Annotated in this window: 14 protein-coding genes; 13 read left to right on the forward strand and 1 reads right to left on the reverse strand. The window is 65.0% G+C overall.

Annotation, left to right across the window (positions count from 1 at the left end; genetic code table 11):
* Nucleotides 1-539: 539 nt before the first annotated feature.
* From EET13_RS07640 to EET13_RS07675, 8 genes are all read left to right on the forward strand, one after another.
* Nucleotides 540-6,866, forward strand: a complete 6,327-nt coding sequence (locus EET13_RS07640; protein WP_122441709.1) for a type I polyketide synthase — start codon at nt 540-542, stop codon at nt 6,864-6,866.
* Nucleotides 6,863-8,227, forward strand: coding sequence for an aminotransferase class I/II-fold pyridoxal phosphate-dependent enzyme (locus tag EET13_RS07645; RefSeq protein WP_122441710.1), 1,365 nt, complete (start codon nt 6,863-6,865; stop codon nt 8,225-8,227). The genes EET13_RS07640 and EET13_RS07645 overlap by 4 nt, the downstream gene beginning before the upstream one ends.
* Before the next feature lie 63 nt (nt 8,228-8,290).
* Nucleotides 8,291-9,316: a zinc-binding dehydrogenase gene (locus tag EET13_RS07650; protein ID WP_122441711.1), complete on the forward strand. Its 1,026-nt coding sequence runs from the start codon at nt 8,291-8,293 to the stop codon at nt 9,314-9,316.
* Between the two features lie 731 nt (nt 9,317-10,047).
* The gene (locus EET13_RS32720) at nt 10,048-10,491 is read left to right on the forward strand and encodes a group II intron maturase-specific domain-containing protein (RefSeq protein ID WP_211189034.1); all 444 of its coding nucleotides are present in this window, start codon (nt 10,048-10,050) and stop codon (nt 10,489-10,491) included.
* Nucleotides 10,492-10,532: 41 nt separating this feature from the next.
* On the forward strand, nt 10,533-10,736 hold the full coding sequence (locus tag EET13_RS30245; RefSeq protein WP_023371965.1) for a hypothetical protein: 204 nt from the start codon (nt 10,533-10,535) through the stop codon (nt 10,734-10,736).
* 9 nt (nt 10,737-10,745) lie between these two features.
* Nucleotides 10,746-12,329 (forward strand): FAD-binding oxidoreductase, encoded by a 1,584-nt coding sequence (locus tag EET13_RS07665; RefSeq protein WP_122441713.1) that lies wholly within the window; start codon nt 10,746-10,748, stop codon nt 12,327-12,329.
* A gap of 290 nt (nt 12,330-12,619) precedes the next feature.
* Nucleotides 12,620-12,838 (forward strand): hypothetical protein, encoded by a 219-nt coding sequence (locus EET13_RS07670; protein WP_122441714.1) that lies wholly within the window; start codon nt 12,620-12,622, stop codon nt 12,836-12,838.
* Nucleotides 12,835-14,103, forward strand: a complete 1,269-nt coding sequence (locus tag EET13_RS07675) for a PPE family protein (protein ID WP_122441715.1) — start codon at nt 12,835-12,837, stop codon at nt 14,101-14,103. The genes EET13_RS07670 and EET13_RS07675 overlap by 4 nt, the downstream gene beginning before the upstream one ends.
* Before the next feature lie 173 nt (nt 14,104-14,276).
* Here the strand turns inward: EET13_RS07675 and EET13_RS07680 are convergent, their stop codons facing one another.
* Nucleotides 14,277-15,650, reverse strand: coding sequence for an FAD-dependent oxidoreductase (locus EET13_RS07680; protein WP_122441716.1), 1,374 nt, complete (start codon nt 15,648-15,650; stop codon nt 14,277-14,279).
* Between the two features lie 119 nt (nt 15,651-15,769).
* Between EET13_RS07680 and prfB the strand changes: the two genes are divergently transcribed.
* Genes prfB through ftsX form a run of 5 tightly spaced genes read left to right on the forward strand, consistent with a single transcriptional unit; the run spans nt 15,770 to nt 19,959 of the window.
* The gene (gene prfB, locus EET13_RS07685) at nt 15,770-16,900 is read left to right on the forward strand and encodes a peptide chain release factor 2 (protein ID WP_122441717.1); all 1,131 of its coding nucleotides are present in this window, start codon (nt 15,770-15,772) and stop codon (nt 16,898-16,900) included.
* On the forward strand, nt 16,887-17,873 hold the full coding sequence (locus EET13_RS07690) for a mechanosensitive ion channel family protein (RefSeq protein ID WP_122441718.1): 987 nt from the start codon (nt 16,887-16,889) through the stop codon (nt 17,871-17,873). Before prfB ends, EET13_RS07690 begins: the two co-directional genes overlap by 14 nt.
* Nucleotides 17,874-17,875: 2 nt before the next feature.
* Nucleotides 17,876-18,331 (forward strand): Rv3103c family proline-rich protein, encoded by a 456-nt coding sequence (locus EET13_RS30250; protein WP_168990714.1) that lies wholly within the window; start codon nt 17,876-17,878, stop codon nt 18,329-18,331.
* Between the two features lie 44 nt (nt 18,332-18,375).
* Nucleotides 18,376-19,065, forward strand: a complete 690-nt coding sequence (gene ftsE / locus EET13_RS07695; protein WP_036404372.1) for a cell division ATP-binding protein FtsE — start codon at nt 18,376-18,378, stop codon at nt 19,063-19,065.
* Nucleotides 19,066-19,959, forward strand: a complete 894-nt coding sequence (ftsX, locus tag EET13_RS07700; protein ID WP_122441719.1) for a permease-like cell division protein FtsX — start codon at nt 19,066-19,068, stop codon at nt 19,957-19,959. It begins immediately after the preceding gene.

A 19,959-nucleotide genomic window follows, 5' to 3' on the forward strand; every position in this document is an offset into this window, starting at 1 on the left:
ACGCGCGGCGCCCCGGCCGGCACGCTGCCTGGGCGCCGCCAATCCGATACTGTCAATCGGGGTTGACAGGGCGTTGACGCTGAGCTAACTTGACATCGAGGACAGTTGCAAAAGGCAAGGTTTGGTCCTGGTCACGACTCGTGCGCGAGGCTCGTCAGTAGCTGAGATCGGCGCCCGTGGCCTGGGCACGCCGGTATGGGGTGCTGCGGTACGCACAGCTCGTTATTCCCACGTTTATGACATATCTGCAAAGGAAGATCTGTATGGAGGAGGAGACGCACCATAATAGCTCTGCGGCCCCGACCCGCCTCCCTGCCGGGTAATCCCTCTGCGGGATTCCCGGTTGCATCCTCTGGTTGCCCAGATCGGTTCACTCTGATTGCTGGACTGCCATATATGGCATAAGCGAGCCGTCGTTGTCTCATGTCTTAATGAGCAACCACACGGTTTGCTTAACCATTTTACCGGCGATGCGCCACCTGGCGAAGATGTATCGCCTTATCGGAATTTCGTCACCTTTTCAGCATAGGAGTTACGCGGTGAGCCCAATTGCGATCGTCGGAATCGGATGCCGGTATGCCGGTGGTATCGACTCTCCGCAGTCTTTCTGGGACTTTGTGGTCAACAAGAACGACGGCGCCATTGGCGACATACCCGCCGATCGCTGGGACTACCGGCGCTTCTACGACCCGGACAAGGGCGCTGCCGGAAAGATGTACACCAAGCGGGGCGCTTTTCTGCACTGCGATCCGTGGCAGTTCGACCCGGAGTTTTTCGGTATATCGCCGCGCGAGGCCACGAGCATGGATCCCCAGCAGCGCCTGATCATGGAGGTCGCCTGGGAGGCGGCCGACGATGCCGGTGTGGCCGGTCGGCTCTCGGGCAGCGCGGTAGGCGTCTATGTCGGCGCCTTCAATGTCGACTTCTCGGTCACCACCATGGCGGCATCGGCGGTGGCCCACATCGACATGAACACGTCGACGGCGGCCTCGTTCACGATGCTGTCCAACCGGCTGGCCTATGCGCTGAACCTGATGGGGCCCGCCCTGACCGTCGATACGGCATGTTCTTCGTCGCTGGTCGCCTTCCATCTGGCCTGCCAAGGCATCGCCAACGGTGACTGCGATATGGCTCTGGCGGGTGGCGTCAACCTCATGTTGCAGCCGGAGACATTCGTGTCGATGTGCAAGGGCGGCTTCCTGGCGGCAGACGGGCGCAGCAAGCCGTTTTCCGCCCGCGCCGACGGCTATGGCCGCGGGGAGGGGGCCGGGATGGTGGTGCTGCGCAGGCTCGAGGACGCCCTGCGCGACGGAGATCGCATCTACGCGGTCGTGGAGGCAACCGGGACCAACCAGGATGGCCGTACCAGCGCCATCACCGTCCCAAATGGCAACGCGCAGGAGGCGCTGGCGCGTTCGGTGTGCGCACGTTCCGGCATCGCCGCGCACCAGGTGACCTATGTCGAGGCGCACGGCACCGGAACTCCGGTCGGTGATCCGATCGAGCTGGGTGCGCTCGGTCGCGCGTATGGATGTGTTGAGGGCCGCACCAAGTCGCTTTCGGTTGGCTCATTGAAAGCGACGCTGGGACACACCGAAGCGGCTTCGGGCATCGCGAGCGTGATCAAGGGCGCTTTGGCGATCTATCACCGGACCCTGCCGCCGCAAGGCTGGTTTGACGATCCCAGTCCCGACATTGCCTTCGACGACCTGCGGTTGTCGATCCAGCTCGAACCGGAGGCTGTTGACGCCGCCGTCGATCGGATGTCCGTGGCCATCAACGGTTTCGGTTACGGCGGCACCAACGCGCACGCGATCCTCGCCGAACCAGTGGCACCCGTGGCGCCGACGACGCCCGCGGCTCCCTCGACTTGCCGCACTGCCGGGGTATTTCCGCTGTCGGCCCGCAGCGAGGCCGCGACGCGGGAACTGGCGGGCACATACGCCGATCTGGTGAAAGCCGGTACCGGCCTCGGCGAGTTGGTCGAGGCGGCCTGGAGTCGCCGTGCGCACCACCGCTATCGAGCCGGGGTGGCGTTCACCGATTCGACGGACCTCACCGAGCGCCTGCAGCAGATCTCATCTGGCACCGCCCCGGTTGGTTCGGTGGTGGACAATTCCGCGGGCTTGGTCTTGGTGTTCTCCGGGATGGGAACGCAATGGTGGGCGATGGGCCGCGACCTGCTCAACGCCGGAGGCGTTTTCGCCGCCGAAGCCGCCCGGATCGACGCCGCATTCCAGGAAATTGCCGACTGGTCCATCGTGGCCGAGCTGTTGCGCTCGCAGGAGGATTCCCGAGTTACGTCGACGGCTATCGCGCAGCCCGCTACTTTCCTTCTCCAAGTGGCGCTTACCCGCGAGCTGGCTCAGTTCGGGATCGCGCCAAGCGCTTTCGTCGGGCATAGCATGGGCGAAGTGCCGGCTGCCTACCTGGCGGGGGCGCTGTCACTGCAGGATGCGCTGCTGGTCACCTACCATCGGGCGCGACTGCAGGCGACTACGGCCGGAACCGGCGGCATGCTCGCCGTCGGGTTGCCCTTCAGCGAGCTGGAACCGCTGCTCGGAGACGACATGCGCATCGATGTCGCGGCTATCAACGGTCCGTCGGCGGTGACGGTAGCCGGCGTCGTGAGCGAATTGGAAACTTTGGCTCAAACCCTCACCGACCAAGGCGTTTTCAATCGCCTGCTGCGCGTGGAAGTGCCCTACCACAGTCACCGGATGGATCCGATACTCGGCGAATTGCGCTCCGAGCTAGCCGCTCTCGCGCCGCAACAGCCTAAGGTCCCGCTCTATTCCACGGTTACCGCCGACGCGGTGACGGGTGCCCTGGACGCCGATTACTGGTGCGCCAACGTGCGGCAGCCGGTGCGCTTCGCCGACGCCATCAAGGCGCTCCTGAGCGCGGGTCACCGCGCCTTCTTGGAAATAGGCCCGCACCCGGCACTCTCGGCCAACATCCGCGAGCTGCTGCTGAAAAGCCATGAACCGGGAGCGGCAATTCCCACCCTGCACCGCAGCCAACCCGATGCCGAGAGTATCCGCACGACGATCGCCGATTTGTACACCGCCGGTGCGCTTGACGCCAGTGATCTGTGCACCAGGGTCACTCCGTATTTCGAGCTTCCCCGCTATCCCTGGCAGCGCCAGCGACTGCGCGACGAACTACCCGAATTCGTGCAGATGAAGTACGGGACCCGCGACAGCTACTCGATGCTGGGTGACCCCGACCTGGACCACCCGTCCGCGTGGGAACTCCACGTCAGCGGGCAGGCGCTCCCTTGGCTCGCCGATCATGTGGTCGACGACGCGTGTCTGCTCCCTGGCATGGCGTACGTGGATGCCGCGTTGAGCGTGGCAGCCGAACGCAGCGGGCTCACTTCGGCCATAGCCGAAGACATCCGTTTTGCCGCGCCGCTGTTTTTCAATCCCGCCGACGGCGCCATAGTGCGCACCGAGTTCGATGCGGCAAGTCGCCGCTTCACCATCCGATCGCGCAGTGCCACCGGCAGGACATGGACAACCCACGCGACCGGCCGGCTAGTTGACGCAAAGTGTTTACCCACCAAACATCACGTCCCCGACGCCAGCGGCATGGCCGAGATAGACCCCGCCGACTTGTATGCGGCCCTGGCCAGCAACGGCATGACCTACGGTCCCGGCTTCCGGCGGGTCACATCGCTACGGGCGAACCCCAGACAGGCGGTGGCCAGCGTGGACGCACGATCACTCGATGACACAAGGCATTTCGTGCATCCTGGCGTCATCGACGCCGCGCTGCATACGATCTCGCCGCTGATCGAACAGTCCGTTGGCCGTGCGCTGGGAACCATCGTCCCCATCGGGGTCGACGCGGTGCGCGTGTTCGCACCCCTGCCCGAACGGGTCGAGGTGCTCACCACCGTGCACCCCACGGATCCGCTGCGCGCCGACATCGTGATACTCGACCCGCGACACCTGGTCTGCGTGCAGCTTTCGGGCGTGCGATTCGGTTCCATCACACCCGGGCAGGAGCCGATCGACCGTCTCGATCCACTGTTCTACGAAGAGGTATGGGAGCTGTGCGACGATCTGGACGTCACGGCGCTGCCATCGGCCGAGCAGACGGCGACCTTGGTGCTGATGTTGGGTGATCGTCTCGAGCCACGTGCCCAACAACTTTCCGACGCTCTGCCACACACCACCTTGTATCACTGCACCAACGCGGCCGACCTCGACGCCGAGCTCACGCGCATGCTTCGCGAGGCGTCGGAGAAGTTCGCACGGCTGCATGTGTGTACCGTTGCCGGACGTTGCGCCGACGACAGCGCCGCACTATGGCTGTTGAAGCAGATCGCCGTCACCACCGAACGGTTCGTCCGGGAGACGAGGGGCGACCAACCCGAAGAACTCGAGGCGCTCGGCGATGATTCGTTTTGCGTCAGCATCATCACCGAACAGGCCTTTGCCCACCCAAGCGACGTTGGCGCACCCGACGTGAGCCACGCCGGGCTGGCCGGGGCCCGGCGCTCCCTGGTCGCCGAGCAGCCGCGGTTGCGGTGGCGGCTGATCGACGTGGGGCCCGATACCGAACTCTCCCAGCTCTTCTCGGAGCTGGCGGTTCCGGGTGCGTTCTCCCCTGATCACACCGACGAAGTCATCCTGCGCAACGGTTCCCGGTGGGCACTTGTCGTCGGGAGGACGCTGCCGCAGCGCCTGGAAACGATGGCCCAGGCACACCAGCTCACCGACCCGGAAGCCAACTTCACCATCGACATCCCCAAGTCGCGAATCCTCTCGGATCTTGGCTGGCGCCGTTGCCTCCGAAGGGAACCGGGAGCCGGCGAAGTCGAGCTGCGCATGCAGGTCGTCGGCCTGAACTACAAGGACGCCATCAAAGTAGTCGGGCTGCTCGGCAACAAGGAGCTCGAGGCAACCCATTTCGGCACCGAGCTGGGTATGGAGGGCGTCGGAATAGTTACCCGAATCGGCCCGGGGGTGGATGGCTTTCACATCGGTGACGTGGTCACCACCGCGACCCAGGGCATGCTCGTTCGCTACCAGATCGCCGATGCGGCGTTGTGCATCAAAGTGCCTTCGTCCTCTGACAGCCGCTTCCGCCCCGAATTCTGCACCAGCATGACCGCTTTCATCACCGCCGAATACGCCCTGCTGGAGTTGGCCCGTGTGAAGCCGGGTGAGACAGTGCTGATTCACGGCGCGGCCGGGGGTGTCGGCCAGGCTGCCATCCAGATCGCAAAGTTGTGCGGGGCAGAGGTGATCGGCACGGCCAGCACGAACGAGCGGCGTTCGTTCGCGCTGGCCTGCGGCGCTGACTACATGATCGACTCACGCTCCCTGAATTTCGTCGACGACGTTCGGGAACTTACCCACGGCCGCGGTGTGGACGTGATCATCAGCAGCGCGCCGGGGGAGATCTTGCGGCACAACTTCGAAGCCGTTGTCGAGTTCGGCCGCATTGTCGAAGTCGGCAAAGCCGACATCTACGGAAATAGCACCCTGGATATGGCGGTGCTGGACAAGAACCTCAGCTACTTCCAGATCGACATGGATCGATTCATGGCCTGGGACCCGGACGCCTGCCTGAGGTTGGAAGCTGAGATCTACCACAAGTTCGCCGGCGGCATCTACCAGCCGTTGCCCGTCAAGGTTTTCGATGCAGCCGACATCGGCCCGGCCCTCGAAGAAGTGTTCCGCTCCAGCCGTACCAGCCGCGTAGCGCTTCGTCTCGTTGACAACCCGCCACCGGTGAAGCCCGGTTGGCGCGACGTCATCACCGATCCCCAAGCCGCCTATCTGATCACCGGCGGCCACGGAGGCTTCGGCCTGGCAACCGGACGGTGGCTGGTCAGACGCGGCGCCCGGCATCTGGTGCTGGCCAGCAGGAGCGGTGCGGCAACAGAATTGGCGCGAAAGCAGATTGCGCGGTGGCGCACCGCCGGAGTCGAAGTGACCGAGGAGTCGGTCGACATGACGGACGCCGCCGCGGTGGCGGCCCTGGTCCGTCGCTGCGATGGCGGCGACCACCCGCTGCGCGCAATCTTCCATGCCGCCGGAGCCATCGCCGATCAGCGCATCGCCGACATGGACCTCACCGACCTCAAGCGGGTATACGAAGTCAAGGTCAACGGCGGGCGCGCGCTGTGCTCGGCTGTCAGCTCCGCCGGAATCAGCCTCGACCAATTCGTGTTCTATTCCTCATCCGGCGCGATGTTGGGCCTGCTCGGGCAATTCAGTTACGCCGCGGCCAACTTCGCCGTTCAGGCGCTCACCGAGTCGATTGCGCGGCAAGGTCAACCCGCAATCTGCATCGGCTGGGGCCACATGTCTGGAACGGGCGGCGGCATGGCCACCGACGAAATCCTGGCCCGGCACATGATCGCCTGCGGCGTAGACCCCATCGAAATGGACGACGGTCCACTGTATCTGGAAGAAGCGCTCCGGCTGGGCGTCCGGCAGGCGTCGATCATCTCCATCAATTGGGCTCAGCTGGACACGGTTTTCGGCCACTTCCGGCATCTGCTACGCACCTCAGCGGTGATCTCCACGGCCGCCGAGTCGAATTCCGCCCAAGACCGGTTGCGCGCCAACCTGCTTGCCCTCGACGAAGCCGAGCGCGGCGCGGTGGTCGGTTACATGCTCGCCGAGCAGCTCGCCACCGTGATGGGTGTGTCGACCGAGTCCATCGACATCGACATACCCGTCATGGAGCTCGGGCTGAACTCCCTGATGGCTGTCGAATTCAGCGCCCGCACCGGCGAGACGATCGGCGTGTCGCTGAACACACTGATGCTGGGACCCAGCTACAACCTGCGCAAGGCCGGCGCCGCGCTCGCCGAGACGATCGTGGCAGGAGCCAAGAAATGATTGACGCCGAGCATGGCGAAGCCGCGATGCGCGACATGGCCAGCCGCTTGCTCGCCCAGCGCGATTCGGGTGACGTGCGGCCCGCCGTTGGACGCGCGGTTGCACCGCCCGTCTCGCAGCGGGGTCAACGACACAAGTTCGCCGACCATCCCCTGGTGGCCGCGGCCTGCGAACTGAACGCGCGCAGGCGCGCAATCTGGGAGCTGACCGGAATGCCGAGTCCGCTGTTTCTCGAGCGCAAGGGCTATAACAGCGCCGTCCTGCAAGCGCAGGGCCAGGAGCTGACCAACTTCGCCGGCTACAACTATCTGGGTCTGGCGCATCACCCGAAAGTGGTTCGCGCCGTTCAGGACGCGGTGGCCCAATTCGGTGCCTCGGCGTCGAACAGCCGCATCACCTCAGGCGAGATCGAGCTTTATCCGCGCCTCGAACAGCGGCTGGCCCGAATCTATGACGTCGAGGCGGCCATCATCGCAACCAGCGGATTCCTTACCAATGCCGGAGTCCTTGGATACCTGTTGGGCGAGGGTGATGCCGCCATCTGCGACTCGCTCATTCATGCCAGCGTCGTTGCCGGTGCCCGGTGGGCCGGCGCGCGTGTCATGACCTTCCGCCACAACGACCCGGAGTCCCTCCGCGGCATCCTGCGAGCGTCCCGGGACCGCTTCTACCGGGTACTCGTTGTCATCGAAGGCCTCTACAGCATGGACGGAGACATCGGCCTGCTGCCCGAAATCGCAGCAGTGGCACGGGAATTCGATTGTGGGGTAATGGTCGACGAGGCACACTCGATCGGTGTGCTCGGTGCCCACGGGCACGGCGTGCGCGAGCACTTCGGGTTGCCGGGCGATGCCGTGGATATCTGGATGGGCAGCCTGTCGAAGGCGCTCGGCAGCTGCGGCGGGTTCATTGCGGGTAACGCGAATCTAATCGAAGCACTCAACACCGCTCCCGCAATGCTTCTCACCGTAGGGTTTCCACCGACCGCCGCGGCCGCTGCGCTGACCGCTCTGGAAGTGCTGGAGAGCGAGCCCGAGCGGGTTCGGCGGCTGTGGCAGAACACAGAGCTGTTCACCTCGGCGCTGCGGGACCGCGATCTTGACCTCGGAATGTCCCAGAACACGCCGATCTGCCCGGTGTTGATTCCCAGTGTGGCCAGAGTCGTATTCGCCTCTTCGCTGCTTCTGCAGCGCGGCGTCTACGTCGGACCAGTGACCGCTCCGGCGGTTGCGCCGGGGCAGGAACGGCTGCGGTTCTTCATCACCAGCGAACACTCCGAAGGCCAGTTGACAGCCGCAGCCGAGCTGGTGGCCGAGGTGGTCGAGATCGCCAGCAAGCTCGACCCCACCATCCCGGTGTGAACTGCGATAGCGACATCCTGCACACGTAATACGTTATGGAACAAGGAAAGGGAGCACACCAGGGTGCGAACGGTAGTCATCGACGGGCCACGCAGCGTTCGGCTCGAGACTCGTCCCGATCCGGCTTTGCCCGGACCCGACGGAGCGATCGTCGCGGTGACCGCTGCGGGTATTTGCGGATCCGATCTGCACTTCTACGAAGGCGAAATCCCGATGCCCGGGCCGGTGGCCCTCGGCCATGAAGCGGTCGGCACCGTCGTCGACGCCGGACCGCACGTACGCACCGTCCAGGTTGGCGAACAGGTCATGGTGTCTTCGGTGGCCGGCTGCGGTGCCTGCCCGGGCTGTGCCACCCGCGACCCGGTCACCTGCTCGGCCGGACTGCAGATCTTCGGCTCCGGCGTGCTCGGCGGCGCGCAAGCCGATCTGCTCGCCGTGCCCGCCGCCGACTTCCAACTCCTCAAGATCCCCGACCAAATATCCACCGAGCAGGCCCTGCTCCTCACCGACAACCTCGCTACGGGGTGGGCTGCGGCTCGGCGAGCCGACATTCCATTCGGCGGCACGGTCGCGGTGATAGGCCTGGGAGCCGTCGGATTGTGCGCGTTGCGCAGCGCGTTGGCCCAAGGCGCGGCAACGGTTTTCGCTGTCGACCGGGTCGGGGGGCGGTTGGAGCGTGCGGCCGCGTGGGGCGCGACGCCGGTCATGGCGCCGGCAGCCGAGGCCATCATCGCCGCGACGGGCGGTCGCGGCGCGGATTCGGTGATCGACGCCGTCGGCACGGACGCATCGCTGATTGACGCGATCAACGCGGTGCGGCCCGTCGGTACCGTCTCCGTTGTTGGACTACATGATCTGCAGCCGTTTCCGCTGCCGGTCCTGCCCTGCCTGTTGCGCAGCATCACACTGCGGATGACCACTGCGCCGGTGCAGCGCACCTGGGCGGAATTGATTCCGTTGCTGGCATCGGGTCGGTTCGACGTTGACGGCATCTTCACCGCCAGAATGCCGTTGGCCGAAGCGGTCACGGGCTATGCGATTGCCGGGGCGCGGTCCGGTGAGCAGGTAAAGGTCTTGCTCACGCCGTGACGGCGATGCGCGCGGCGCGGTGACAGCCGGTAGGACGCGCAGACCAGACGCAGATGACGGAACTGCCAAGCGTGTCGTGCGTCCAATTCCTCTGTCCGGCTGTGGCGATACCGGCTGGGCCACCCGCAAAAATGCCACGGGGAGACACCGAATGGGTCCCTCCGAGTGTGCCACGAACGAGGAACGGAGGTCTCAATGTAGGTCTCACTGTAGGTAGGTGAGACTCTGGAAATCGATGCTCTGCAGGAGATGAAGGTTCGGCCTTCGGAGTCGCCGGTCGGGCGGAGACTTCAAACCGCCACATGTTGGGTTGGCTGAAGACCGTCGTGGTGAGCGATGTGAAGAAGGCACCCGCGAGTTGTCGGGTGGGGACCAGGAAGACCTCGAACCGCCGTTGACGTGTCGTCAGATCTAAGAGTGACATCGAAACCGGGCCCGGTGGGTGGGTCGCGGGAGCAGGGCCTAGCGGATGTCCCGATTCCTGGCTAGGCGGTGTCAGGCGTGCATTGTTCAACCGAGCAGCAAGCTCGCCAGGTGCGGGCAGCGATCGCAGACAGGATGGAATCTGTTGGGCTGCAGTTGCATCCCGACAAGACCCGGATCGTGTACTGCCAAGACGCCAATCGGCGTGGCTCTGCTGAGCATACGTCGTTGACGTTCCTGGGCTACACGATTCGCGCACGCGGAGCGCGAAACAAGAACGGGACGTCACGTGGTGGGCCGGGTGGCGATTGCATCGGTGTGTCACTGTCACCTTTGCCGACCTCGCCCGGAGGATCAACCCGGTCGTTCGGGGCTGGATGAACTACTGCAGGGCCTATTACCCGACAGCGTTCATCAGCTTCCCCAAACGCATCAATACCTACCTGGCGCGGTGGATCCGCAGGAATACAACGATTCAGTGGCATCCGGCAAGGGCTACGAGCATGGAAACGCGCCGTCGCATGCTACCCGGGTCTCTTCACTCACTGGCTATGACCACCCATGCGCTGTCGATCAAGATGGCAAGAGCCGGTGACGGGAGACTGTCACGCCCGGTTCTGAGGGAGCCCGGAGGTGCGATCCCTCCGGGGCACCCGACCCCGCCTAGACTCGTCTGGTTCAACGGGCCAACCCCGCACCAACACGTTCCACCGCGCGGAAAAACTCCTACGCGACGCAGACGGGGAAGGTGAAGAAGGGGTTGGCCGGGCCGGGGTCATGGCATGCTGAACGCATGGCAGGCAAGGAAATCGATCGGGTCCGGGCGACCAGCGCGCTCGCAGTGATCAAACAGCACCCCGGGATGGTGCTGTTCGCGTTGTCACCGGTGCTGGCATTGCTGGCCGTCATCTGGTGGCTGGCGGGCACCGGCTGGGCGATCGTGACGGCGCTGGTGTTGCTGGTCGTCGGCGGAGCTCTCGTCGTCGTCAAGCGCTGACCACTCCGCATGCGTTCCTGGTGGGGCTGGGGCGACGTCGAGGAGGCTCTGTCAGGCGACGAAGCGCAGGCACTGGCGGCACGCGTCGCCACGCTGCTGCCCGGCCATGACCTGACCGACCATCAACCGCCCGACCCGGGCGCACTCGGGCTGGCGCTCCCTCGGATCACCGCGCCGACGTCGTTGGCCGGACTGTGCTCGGCGGACGCGATCGATCGCGCCGGACATGCGCGCGGCAAGGCGTTTCGCGATGTCACGCGCAACCTGCAGGGCCGCCTCGACCATGTCCCCGACCTGATCGTGCGGCCGCGCACGGAGCAGGATGTGGTCGATGTGCTGGATTGGTGTACGCGCGAGCGCATCGCCGTCATCCCGTACGGTGGCGGCAGTTCGGTGGTCGGGGGAGTGGAGCCGCGCTTCGACGAGCCGGCGGTCACGCTGGATCTCGGCGCTCTGGACGCCGTGCTCGACATCGACCGGGTCAGCCGCGCGGCGCGCATCCAGGCCGGTGCGCTGGGTCCGTCGATCGAAAATCGGCTGCGCCCACACGATCTGACGCTGCGCCATTTCCCGCAGTCCTTCGGCTACTCGACCCTGGGCGGCTGGCTGGCCACCCGCTCTGGCGGACACTTCGCCACGCTGTACACCCACATCGACGACTTGACCGAGTCGATGCGCGTCGTCACCGCCGCCGGCATCAGCGAATCGCGGCGGCTGCCGGGATCGGGCGCCGGCCCGTCCCCGGACCGGCTGTTCCTTGGTTCGGAGGGCACGCTCGGCATCATCACCGAGGCGTGGATGCGGTTGCAGGACCGGCCGCGCTGGCAGCTCACCGCTTCGGTCGCTTTCGACGACTGGGCCGCCGCGGTGGCGGCAACCCGGACGATCGCCCAGGCCGGGCTCTACCCGGCGAACTGCCGGCTACTGGATCCCGCCGAGGCGTTCCTGAACGCCGGTACCACGGTCGGCGGCGGGCTGCTGGTGCTGGCTTTCGAATCGGCAGACCACCCGGTCGACGCGTGGCTGCGGCGGGCCGTTCAGATCGCCGCCGACCACGGCGGCAGCGTCACCGCGCGGCGCGGCCGCGAAACAACCACAGGTACAACGGAAAACGATGCCTCGCAAAACTGGCGTTCGGCGTTCCTGCGGATGCCCTACCAACGAGATGCGTTGGCCCGCCGCGGCGTTATCGCCGAGACGTTCGAAACCGCATGTACCTGGGCCGGATTCGACGCGCTGCACGCTGCGGTGACCGGCGCGGCCCGCAGCGCGATCGAAAGCGTCTGCGGCACCGGCGTGGTGACGTGTCGCTTCACCCATGTCTACCCCGACGGCCCGGCCCCGTACTACGGCGTCTACGCGGGCGGACGCTGGGGCTCGCTCGACGCCCAGTGGGACGACATCAAAGCCGCCGTGTCAGAGGCGATCAGTACGGCCGGCGGCACCATCACCCACCACCACGCCGTCGGCCGCGACCACCGTCGGTGGTACGACCGGCAGCGCCCCGACCCGTTCGCGGCGGCCCTGCACGCGGCGAAGTCCGTGCTCGATCCGGCCGGAATCCTCAACCCCGGCGTGCTCGTCGATCCCTGAAGCAGGAGGCACCGCCGCCATCCCAGCGCATGGGCGCAGCCAGCGCGTTTGACCGCGACGAGCCGTTCGACCGCATGGTTGAAACCCGTTGGACGCGAACGCCGTCGCGGCCGCTACCAAGGTGGCTTTCAGGCGGATGCCAAAGAGGCCGGCAAGGGGGGCGCAGACGGCAAATGCTTGACGTATGAAACTATATTCTATACGAATGGATTACCGGTAATGCATATGTAGAGACCGGCTCGGTGCTGACGGATGAACCAGTTCTTTGAAATCGGACAGGAGGCCTGACCGTGACGTTATGGGTGGTACCCGAAGGTTTGGCGGGTGCGGCTGCAGCGGTGGTGGCGCCGGCGGCCGATCCGCTGTCGTTGGGAACTGCGCTGGGGCTCAGCGCAAGTGGGACGCAGCAAGAGTTGGCGCGTTCTGGAGTGAGCGTCGGCGCGGCCGGGGCCAGCTATGCCGTCGGTGATGTCGCAGCGGCACTAACGTATGCCGGTGGTTTGGGATGAGCGCGCCGATCTGGATGGCGTGCCCACCGGAGGTGCACTCAGCGTTGCTTAGCGCAGGCCCGGGGCCTGCCGCGCTGGCTGCGGCCGCGGCTGAATGGTCGTCGCTAAGCGCCCAATATGCCGCGGCGGCCGAGCAGCTGACCACGGTGGTGGCTGGAATGTCTGGGGCCTGGCAGGGTGTGAGCGCGCAGCTGTGCGCTGCGGCCTATCTGCCGTATGTTGCGTGGCTGACCCAGGCCAGTGCCGATAGCGCGGCCACGGCGGTGGCTCATGAGAGCGCCGCATCTGCCTATGTCGGGGCGGTGGCGGCGATGCCGACGTTGGGTGAGCTGAGCGCCAACCATGTCGTCCATGCGGTGTTGGCGGCTACGAACTTTTTCGGTATCAACACCATTCCTATCGCAGTTAACGAAGCCGACTATGTGCGCATGTGGGTCCAGGCGGCTACCACGATGGGTGTCTATGAGGCAGTCACTGCAGCCGCGCTGGTCTCGGCGCCTCGTACCATCCCGGCGCCGGTCATCGTCAAACCCGGCAGCACCATCGCCGCCACGGCCGCCCAAACGGCTACCCTGACGCCCTTCCCGTGGGAAGAAATCGCGCAGCTTCTTCAATATGTCGGCCACCTGATGGCCGAAATCCTCCCCGGATTGTTATCCGAAATCATTCCAATGGGATTCGCGCTGCTCTGGTTAGCATTAGATGTGTTAACTCTGAACCTCATCGGCGTCATCATTGTATTTGCCGAAAACATTCCAATATTCATAGATTTTGCGATTAATTGTTTATGGCTCACTTATTTTTTCTGGTACGGCTTTTTTGGCGTCGTGAAGATCGTACTCGATTGGGTGTTTGGCAATTTGTTTGCTTTCTCGCCCTTGTTAGCTGGATTGGGCGGCGGTCTTAGTTCCGAGCTGGCTGGTGCGGCGGGTACGTCGTTAGTCGGACTGGCTCACGTGGCGGCCCCGGTGATGGCCGTGGCAGCGCCGGTAGCGGCGACGCAAGTAGCTGCCGTGGAACAGGTCGGGGGCGCTTCGGCGACGGTGGCGCCTGCCCAGCTGGTGTCGGTGTCTGCCCATGGTGTTGGCTCACTGGGTTTTGCTGGCACGGTTCAGCAGGGAGTTGGTGTGCAGGCCGGTGGGTTGGCCACCGTGCGAGGTGGCGAGGCTGGCTATGGCGCGCTGGTGCCGATGTTGCCGACCAATTGGCATACGGACTTGGCTGGTTCGGCAATCGGTAAGGAGCTAGTAGGCGTAATGGTGTGACGTGGTGTGATACGGCGTGGGCGGGAGAATCCGGGGCGGCGGGCAACTTAACTCTAGAACGGATAGGCGAGCCATAAACTGCTCGGGCACATGCCGCGGATATGCCGGAATTTGCGGCGCGTTGTTTACCCGTTTATGTACCCGGTTGTCCCCGCTGGCGTAAGCGGATGTAATCAGCTGCGCCCGACGCGAAGCAGTTCAGCCACATTCGGCAGCTTGACACGGGGACGCCCATCGGGTTGGCCGGCCGTACGCTCGAAGTGGTCGATGATGCGCCACTGGGCGGTCGTGATCAATTCCGGCTGACGCGACGCCAGCCAGCCGGCCAGCTGCCCGGCATGGTCGGCCGGGAACTCCGCCAGCTCCGCCGTCGCGGCCAAGTCGGCGATCAAGGTGTCGACGGTGTCTTGTGAGTCCTTCTTGTTGGTGCCGATCACGCCGGTCGGCCCGCGCTTGATCCACCCCACCACATATTCGTTGCGGCTGCCGTCGACCCGGCCACCGGTGTTGGGAATGGTCCCGCGTTTCTCGTCGAACGGCAGCCCGGGTGTCGGCACCCCGCGGTAGCCGACGGAGCGCACCACCAGCTGCGCCGGCAACTCTTCACGCTCGCCGGTGTCCCTGGCCGAAACCCACCCACTGTCGTCGGCGACCAGTTCGTTGCGTCCGAGCACGATCTGATTCACCCTGCCGTCGCCCTTGATCTCGATCGGGGAAGTCATGAACCGGAACACAATCCGACGGTGGCCTTCACGCGGCGGGCGCTGGGCGTAGTCGCGCAGCACCTTGATGTTCTGCTTGGCCGTCTTGCCGGCCGCTGCCGCGTCCTCGTCGCTGATGCCCGCCAACTCGGCCGGATCGACCACCACGTCGACCCCTTCCAGCTCGCCCAGTTCCCGCAATTCAAGTGTGGTGAACGCCGCCTGCAGCGGCCCGCGCCGGCCGACGAGCACCACTTCCCGAACGCCGCAGGGGCGCAGTGACTCCAGCGCGTGGTCGGCGATATCGGTGCGAGCCAGCACCTCCGGGTCGGTGACCAGGATGCGGGCTACGTCGATCGCGACATTGCCGTTGCCGACCACGACGGCCCGGGCACCCGACAGATCGGGCGTGGCATGTTCGAAGTTGGGATGGGCGTTGTACCAGCCCACGAAATCGACGGCGGCGATGCTGCCCGGCAAGTCCTCTCCGGGAATGTTCAGCGGCTTGTCGGACTGGGCGCCGACGGCGTACACCACCGCGTCGTAGTGTTCGGCGAGCTCGGCGGGCAGCACGTGTTCGCCCACCAGGATGTTGCCGAAGAAGCGGAAGCGCGGGTCTTCGGCCGTCTTCTCGAAGGTCTTGCTGATCGACTTGATCTTCGGATGGTCGGGGGCCACACCGGAGCGAACCAGTCCCCACGGCGTCGGCAACATCTCCAGCATGTCGACGGCAACGTCGATCTGCTCGGAGGCGTCGGCGGCCTTCAGCAGCGAGGCCGCTGCGAAGAACCCCGACGGCCCGGAGCCGACGATGGCGACGTAGTACGGGCGGTGGTGTGGCCGCATGCTCGAGCTTTCTGTTCGTGCCCGGAAAGGCCCGGAACTGGTTGTGTCGCAGTCGCGCGGTGCACTGGTCCCATGATGCTAGACGCTGACCACGGTAACTCCCGGTAACGTGGTCGGCTGTGGAACCCGACCGCCAAGCCGACCGACGAGCTGAGATAGCCGCCCTGGACTCCACCCTGACCACGGTGGAGCGGGTGCTCGACGTCGACGGTCTGCGGGCCAGGATCGACAAGCTCGAGCATGAGGCGTCCGACCCGAAGCTGTGGGATGACCAGGCCCGCGCGCAGCGCGTGACCAGCGAGTTATCGCACGCGCTGGGTGAGCTGCGCCGCGTCGAGCAGCTGCGTAGCCGCCTCGACGATTTGCCGGTGCTCTACGAGCTCGCGGGCGAGGAGGAAGGACAGGCCGCCGCCGAAGCCCTGGCCGAAGCCGACGCCGAACTCAAGGCGCTGCGCGCCGACATCGAGGCCACCGAGGTACGCACCCTGCTCTCCGGCGAATACGACGAGCGGGAGGCGCTGCTCACCATCCGTTCCGGTGCGGGCGGGGTGGATGCGGCCGACTGGGCCGAAATGCTGATGCGGATGTATATCCGGTGGGCCGAGCAACACAAATATCCCGTCGAGGTCTTCGACACCTCCTACGCCGAAGAAGCGGGCATCAAAAGCGCCACCTTCGCCGTGCACGCGCCGTTCGCCTATGGCACCTTGTCGGTCGAACAGGGCACCCACCGGCTGGTGCGCATCAGTCCATTCGACAACCAGAGCCGACGGCAAACGTCTTTCGCTGAGGTCGAGGTGCTGCCGGTGGTGGAAACCACCGACCACATCGACATCCCGGAGGGCGATGTGCGGGTCGACGTCTACCGCTCCAGCGGTCCCGGGGGCCAGTCGGTGAACACCACAGATTCCGCGGTGCGTTTAACCCACATCCCAACGGGTATTGTCGTGACTTGTCAGAACGAGAAGTCGCAGCTGCAGAACAAGGTGGCGGCGATGCGGGTTCTTCAGGCAAAGTTGTTGGAACGCAAGCGTTTAGAAGAACGTGCTGAGCTAGATGCGTTGAAGGGCGACGGCGGCAGTTCCTGGGGTAACCAGATGCGGTCCTATGTCCTGCACCCCTACCAGATGGTCAAGGACCTACGGACCGAGTACGAGGTAGGCAATCCGGCGGCCGTCCTGGACGGCGACATCGACGGGTTCCTGGAAGCGGGGATCCGGTGGCGCAACCGAAAAGATGACAGCAACTAACACCACAGTTCTTGCCCTATCGGTGGCTCAGCGCTGGCACGACTTTTGGCGCGGTCACATCGGCGAATGGATCATCACCCGGGGTCTGCGTATCGTGATGCTGCTAATCGCGGCGGTGCTGGCGGCTCGCTTCGTCAGCTGGGTGGCCCAACGGGTTACCCAGCAGCTTGACCTCGGCTTTGCCGAAAGCGACGCGCTGGTGCGCTCCGAGGCGACCAAGCACCGGCAGGCAGTGGCGTCGGTGATCTCGTGGGTGTCGATCGTGATCATCGGCATCGTCGTGGTCATGCAGATCGCCAATGTGCTGCAGTTTTCGGTGGGCGGCCTGGTCGCGCCGGCCACGGTACTGGGCGCGGCACTGGGCTTTGGCGCCCAACAGCTGGTCAAGGACCTGCTTGCCGGTTTCTTCATCATCGTCGAGCGGCAATACGGCTTCGGTGACCTGGTCAAACTCACCATTGTCGGGTCTGCGACCGATGCCACCGGCACCGTGGAAAACGTGACATTGCGCGTCACCAGGTTGCGCAGCGCAGACGGCGAAGTGTTCACCGTGCCCAACGGGCAGATCGTCAAGTCGGTCAACCTGTCCAAGGACTGGGCCCGCGCGGTGGTCGACATCCCGGTCTCGACCAGCGCCGATTTGAACCGGGTGAACGAGGTGTTGCACCAGGAGTGCGAGCACGCGCGCGACGACGCGGTCCTGGGGGAGTTGCTGCTGGATTCACCCACCGTGATGGGCGTGGAAAGCATCGAGTTGGACACGGTCACGCTGCGGCTGGTGGCCCGTACCCTGCCGGGCAAGCAATTCGAAGCCGGCCGGCAACTGCGGGTGCTAGTCATCCGAGCACTTGCTCGTGCCGGAATCGTGACCGCCGCCGACGCCACAATCGGCCTGGTCGAGGACCCCGCGGTTCCTGCCGCCGAAGCCGCCGAGGCGGCCGCGGCCGGCGAAGTCAAGGGTGCGGTGCGGTAGCGATGAACTTCTGGCCCAACGTGCTGGGGAAGCGCGACGGAGACGGCGCCCGGCGCACCCCGAGCCACCTGTTCGGTGGTCGGGTGCGCACCTCGACGGTGGTGTTGATCATCGCGTTCCTGGCCGTGTGGTGGACCTATGACACCTACCGCCCGCAGCCGCCCGGAAAACCGCAACCCGCCCAGGTGGTGCCGCCCCAGGTGGTGCCGCCGGGATATGTGCCGGATCCGGACTACACCTGGGTGCCGCGTGACAGAGTCCAACCACCTGCCACCACCGCCGTGCGCCCGACACCTACCACCACGCCGCCGCCGACGACCACGACCACGACGCCCTGGTCACCCCCGTGTTTGCTGCCGCCGCCCTTCTGCCCGGCGACCACGACGCCGACCACACCCGAGCCGTCACCCCAACCCGGGCCGGGTCCGTCGCCCAGTGCGACGGCCCCGGCCAGGTGAATTTCGCTTCGCAGCGAAACTCACCGCTACACTGGCGTGCCGTGATGATCACCCTGGACCATGTCACCAAGCAGTACAAATCGTCGGCGCGTCCGGCGTTGGATGACGTCAACGTCAAGATCGACAAGGGTGAATTCGTCTTCCTGATCGGCCCGTCGGGTTCAGGCAAGTCGACGTTCATGCGGCTGTTACTGGCCGCCGAGACACCGACATCCGGAGACGTGCGGGTGTCGAAGTTCCACGTCAACAAGCTGCGTGGTCGAAACGTCCCGAAGCTGCGTCAGGTGATCGGCTGTGTCTTCCAGGATTTTCGGCTGCTGCAGCAAAAGACCGTGTACGAAAACGTCGCCTTTGCCCTGGAGGTGATCGGCAAACGCACCGACGCGATCAACCGGGTGGTCCCCGAGGTGCTCGAGACGGTGGGATTGTCGGGCAAAGCCAACCGCCTGCCGCACGAGCTTTCGGGCGGCGAACAACAGCGGGTCGCGATCGCCCGCGCCTTTGTGAACCGGCCGCTGGTACTGCTGGCCGACGAGCCCACCGGCAACCTCGACCCAGACACCAGTAAGGACATCATGGATTTGTTGGAGCGGATCAACCGAACCGGGACGACGGTGGTAATGGCCACTCACGACCATCACATTGTCGATTCAATGCGGCAGCGGGTCGTCGAGTTGTCGCTGGGCCGGCTGGTTCGTGACGAACAGCGCGGCGTCTATGGGATGGATCGCTAAGTGCGCTTCGGCTTCCTGCTCAACGAGGTCCTGACTGGCCTTCGTCGCAACGTCACCATGACGATCGCGATGATCCTGACCACCGCCATCTCGATCGGCCTGTTCGGCGGCGGCCTGCTGGTGGTCCGGCTGGCCGACAACTCCCGAGCCATCTACCTCGACCGCGTCGAAACCCAGGTCTTTTTGACCGACGACGTCTCGGCCAACGACCCCGCCTGCGACAGCGACCCGTGCAAGGCGCTGCGCGAGAAGATCGAGAAGCGATCCGACGTCAAGGCAGTGCGCTTCCTCAACCGTCAGCAGGCCTACGACGACGCCATCCGGAAATTCCCGCAGTACAAGGATGTGGCCGGAAAGGACTCCTTCCCAGCGTCGTTCATCGTCAAACTGGAAAACCCCGAGCAGCACAAGGACTTCGACGCCGCGATGCAGGGCCAGCCCGGGGTACTGTCGGTGCTCAACCAGAAGGACCTGATCGACCGGCTGTTCGCCGTGCTCGACGGGCTGAGCAATGCCGCGTTTGCCGTCGCGCTCGTCCAGGCCATCGGCGCGGTCTTGTTGATCGCCAACATGGTCCAGGTCGCCGCCTACACACGGCGCACCGAGATCGGCATCATGCGATTGGTCGGGGCCAGTCGCTGGTACACCCAGCTGCCGTTCCTGGTTGAGGCGATGTTGGCCGCAACCGTCGGCGTGCTAATCGCCATCGGCGGTTTGATGCTGGTGCGCGCGATGTTCTTGGAGAATGCGCTCAACCAGTTCTACCAAGCCAATCTGATAGCGCGCGTCGACTACGCCGACATCCTGTACATCGCGCCGTGGCTGGTGCTGTTGGGAGTGGCGATGTCTGGGCTGACGGCGTACGCGACGTTGCGCATCTACGTGCGGCGGTAA

This window comes from Mycobacterium attenuatum (assembly GCF_900566085.1).
Taxonomy (GTDB): Bacteria; Actinomycetota; Actinomycetes; order Mycobacteriales; family Mycobacteriaceae; genus Mycobacterium; species Mycobacterium attenuatum.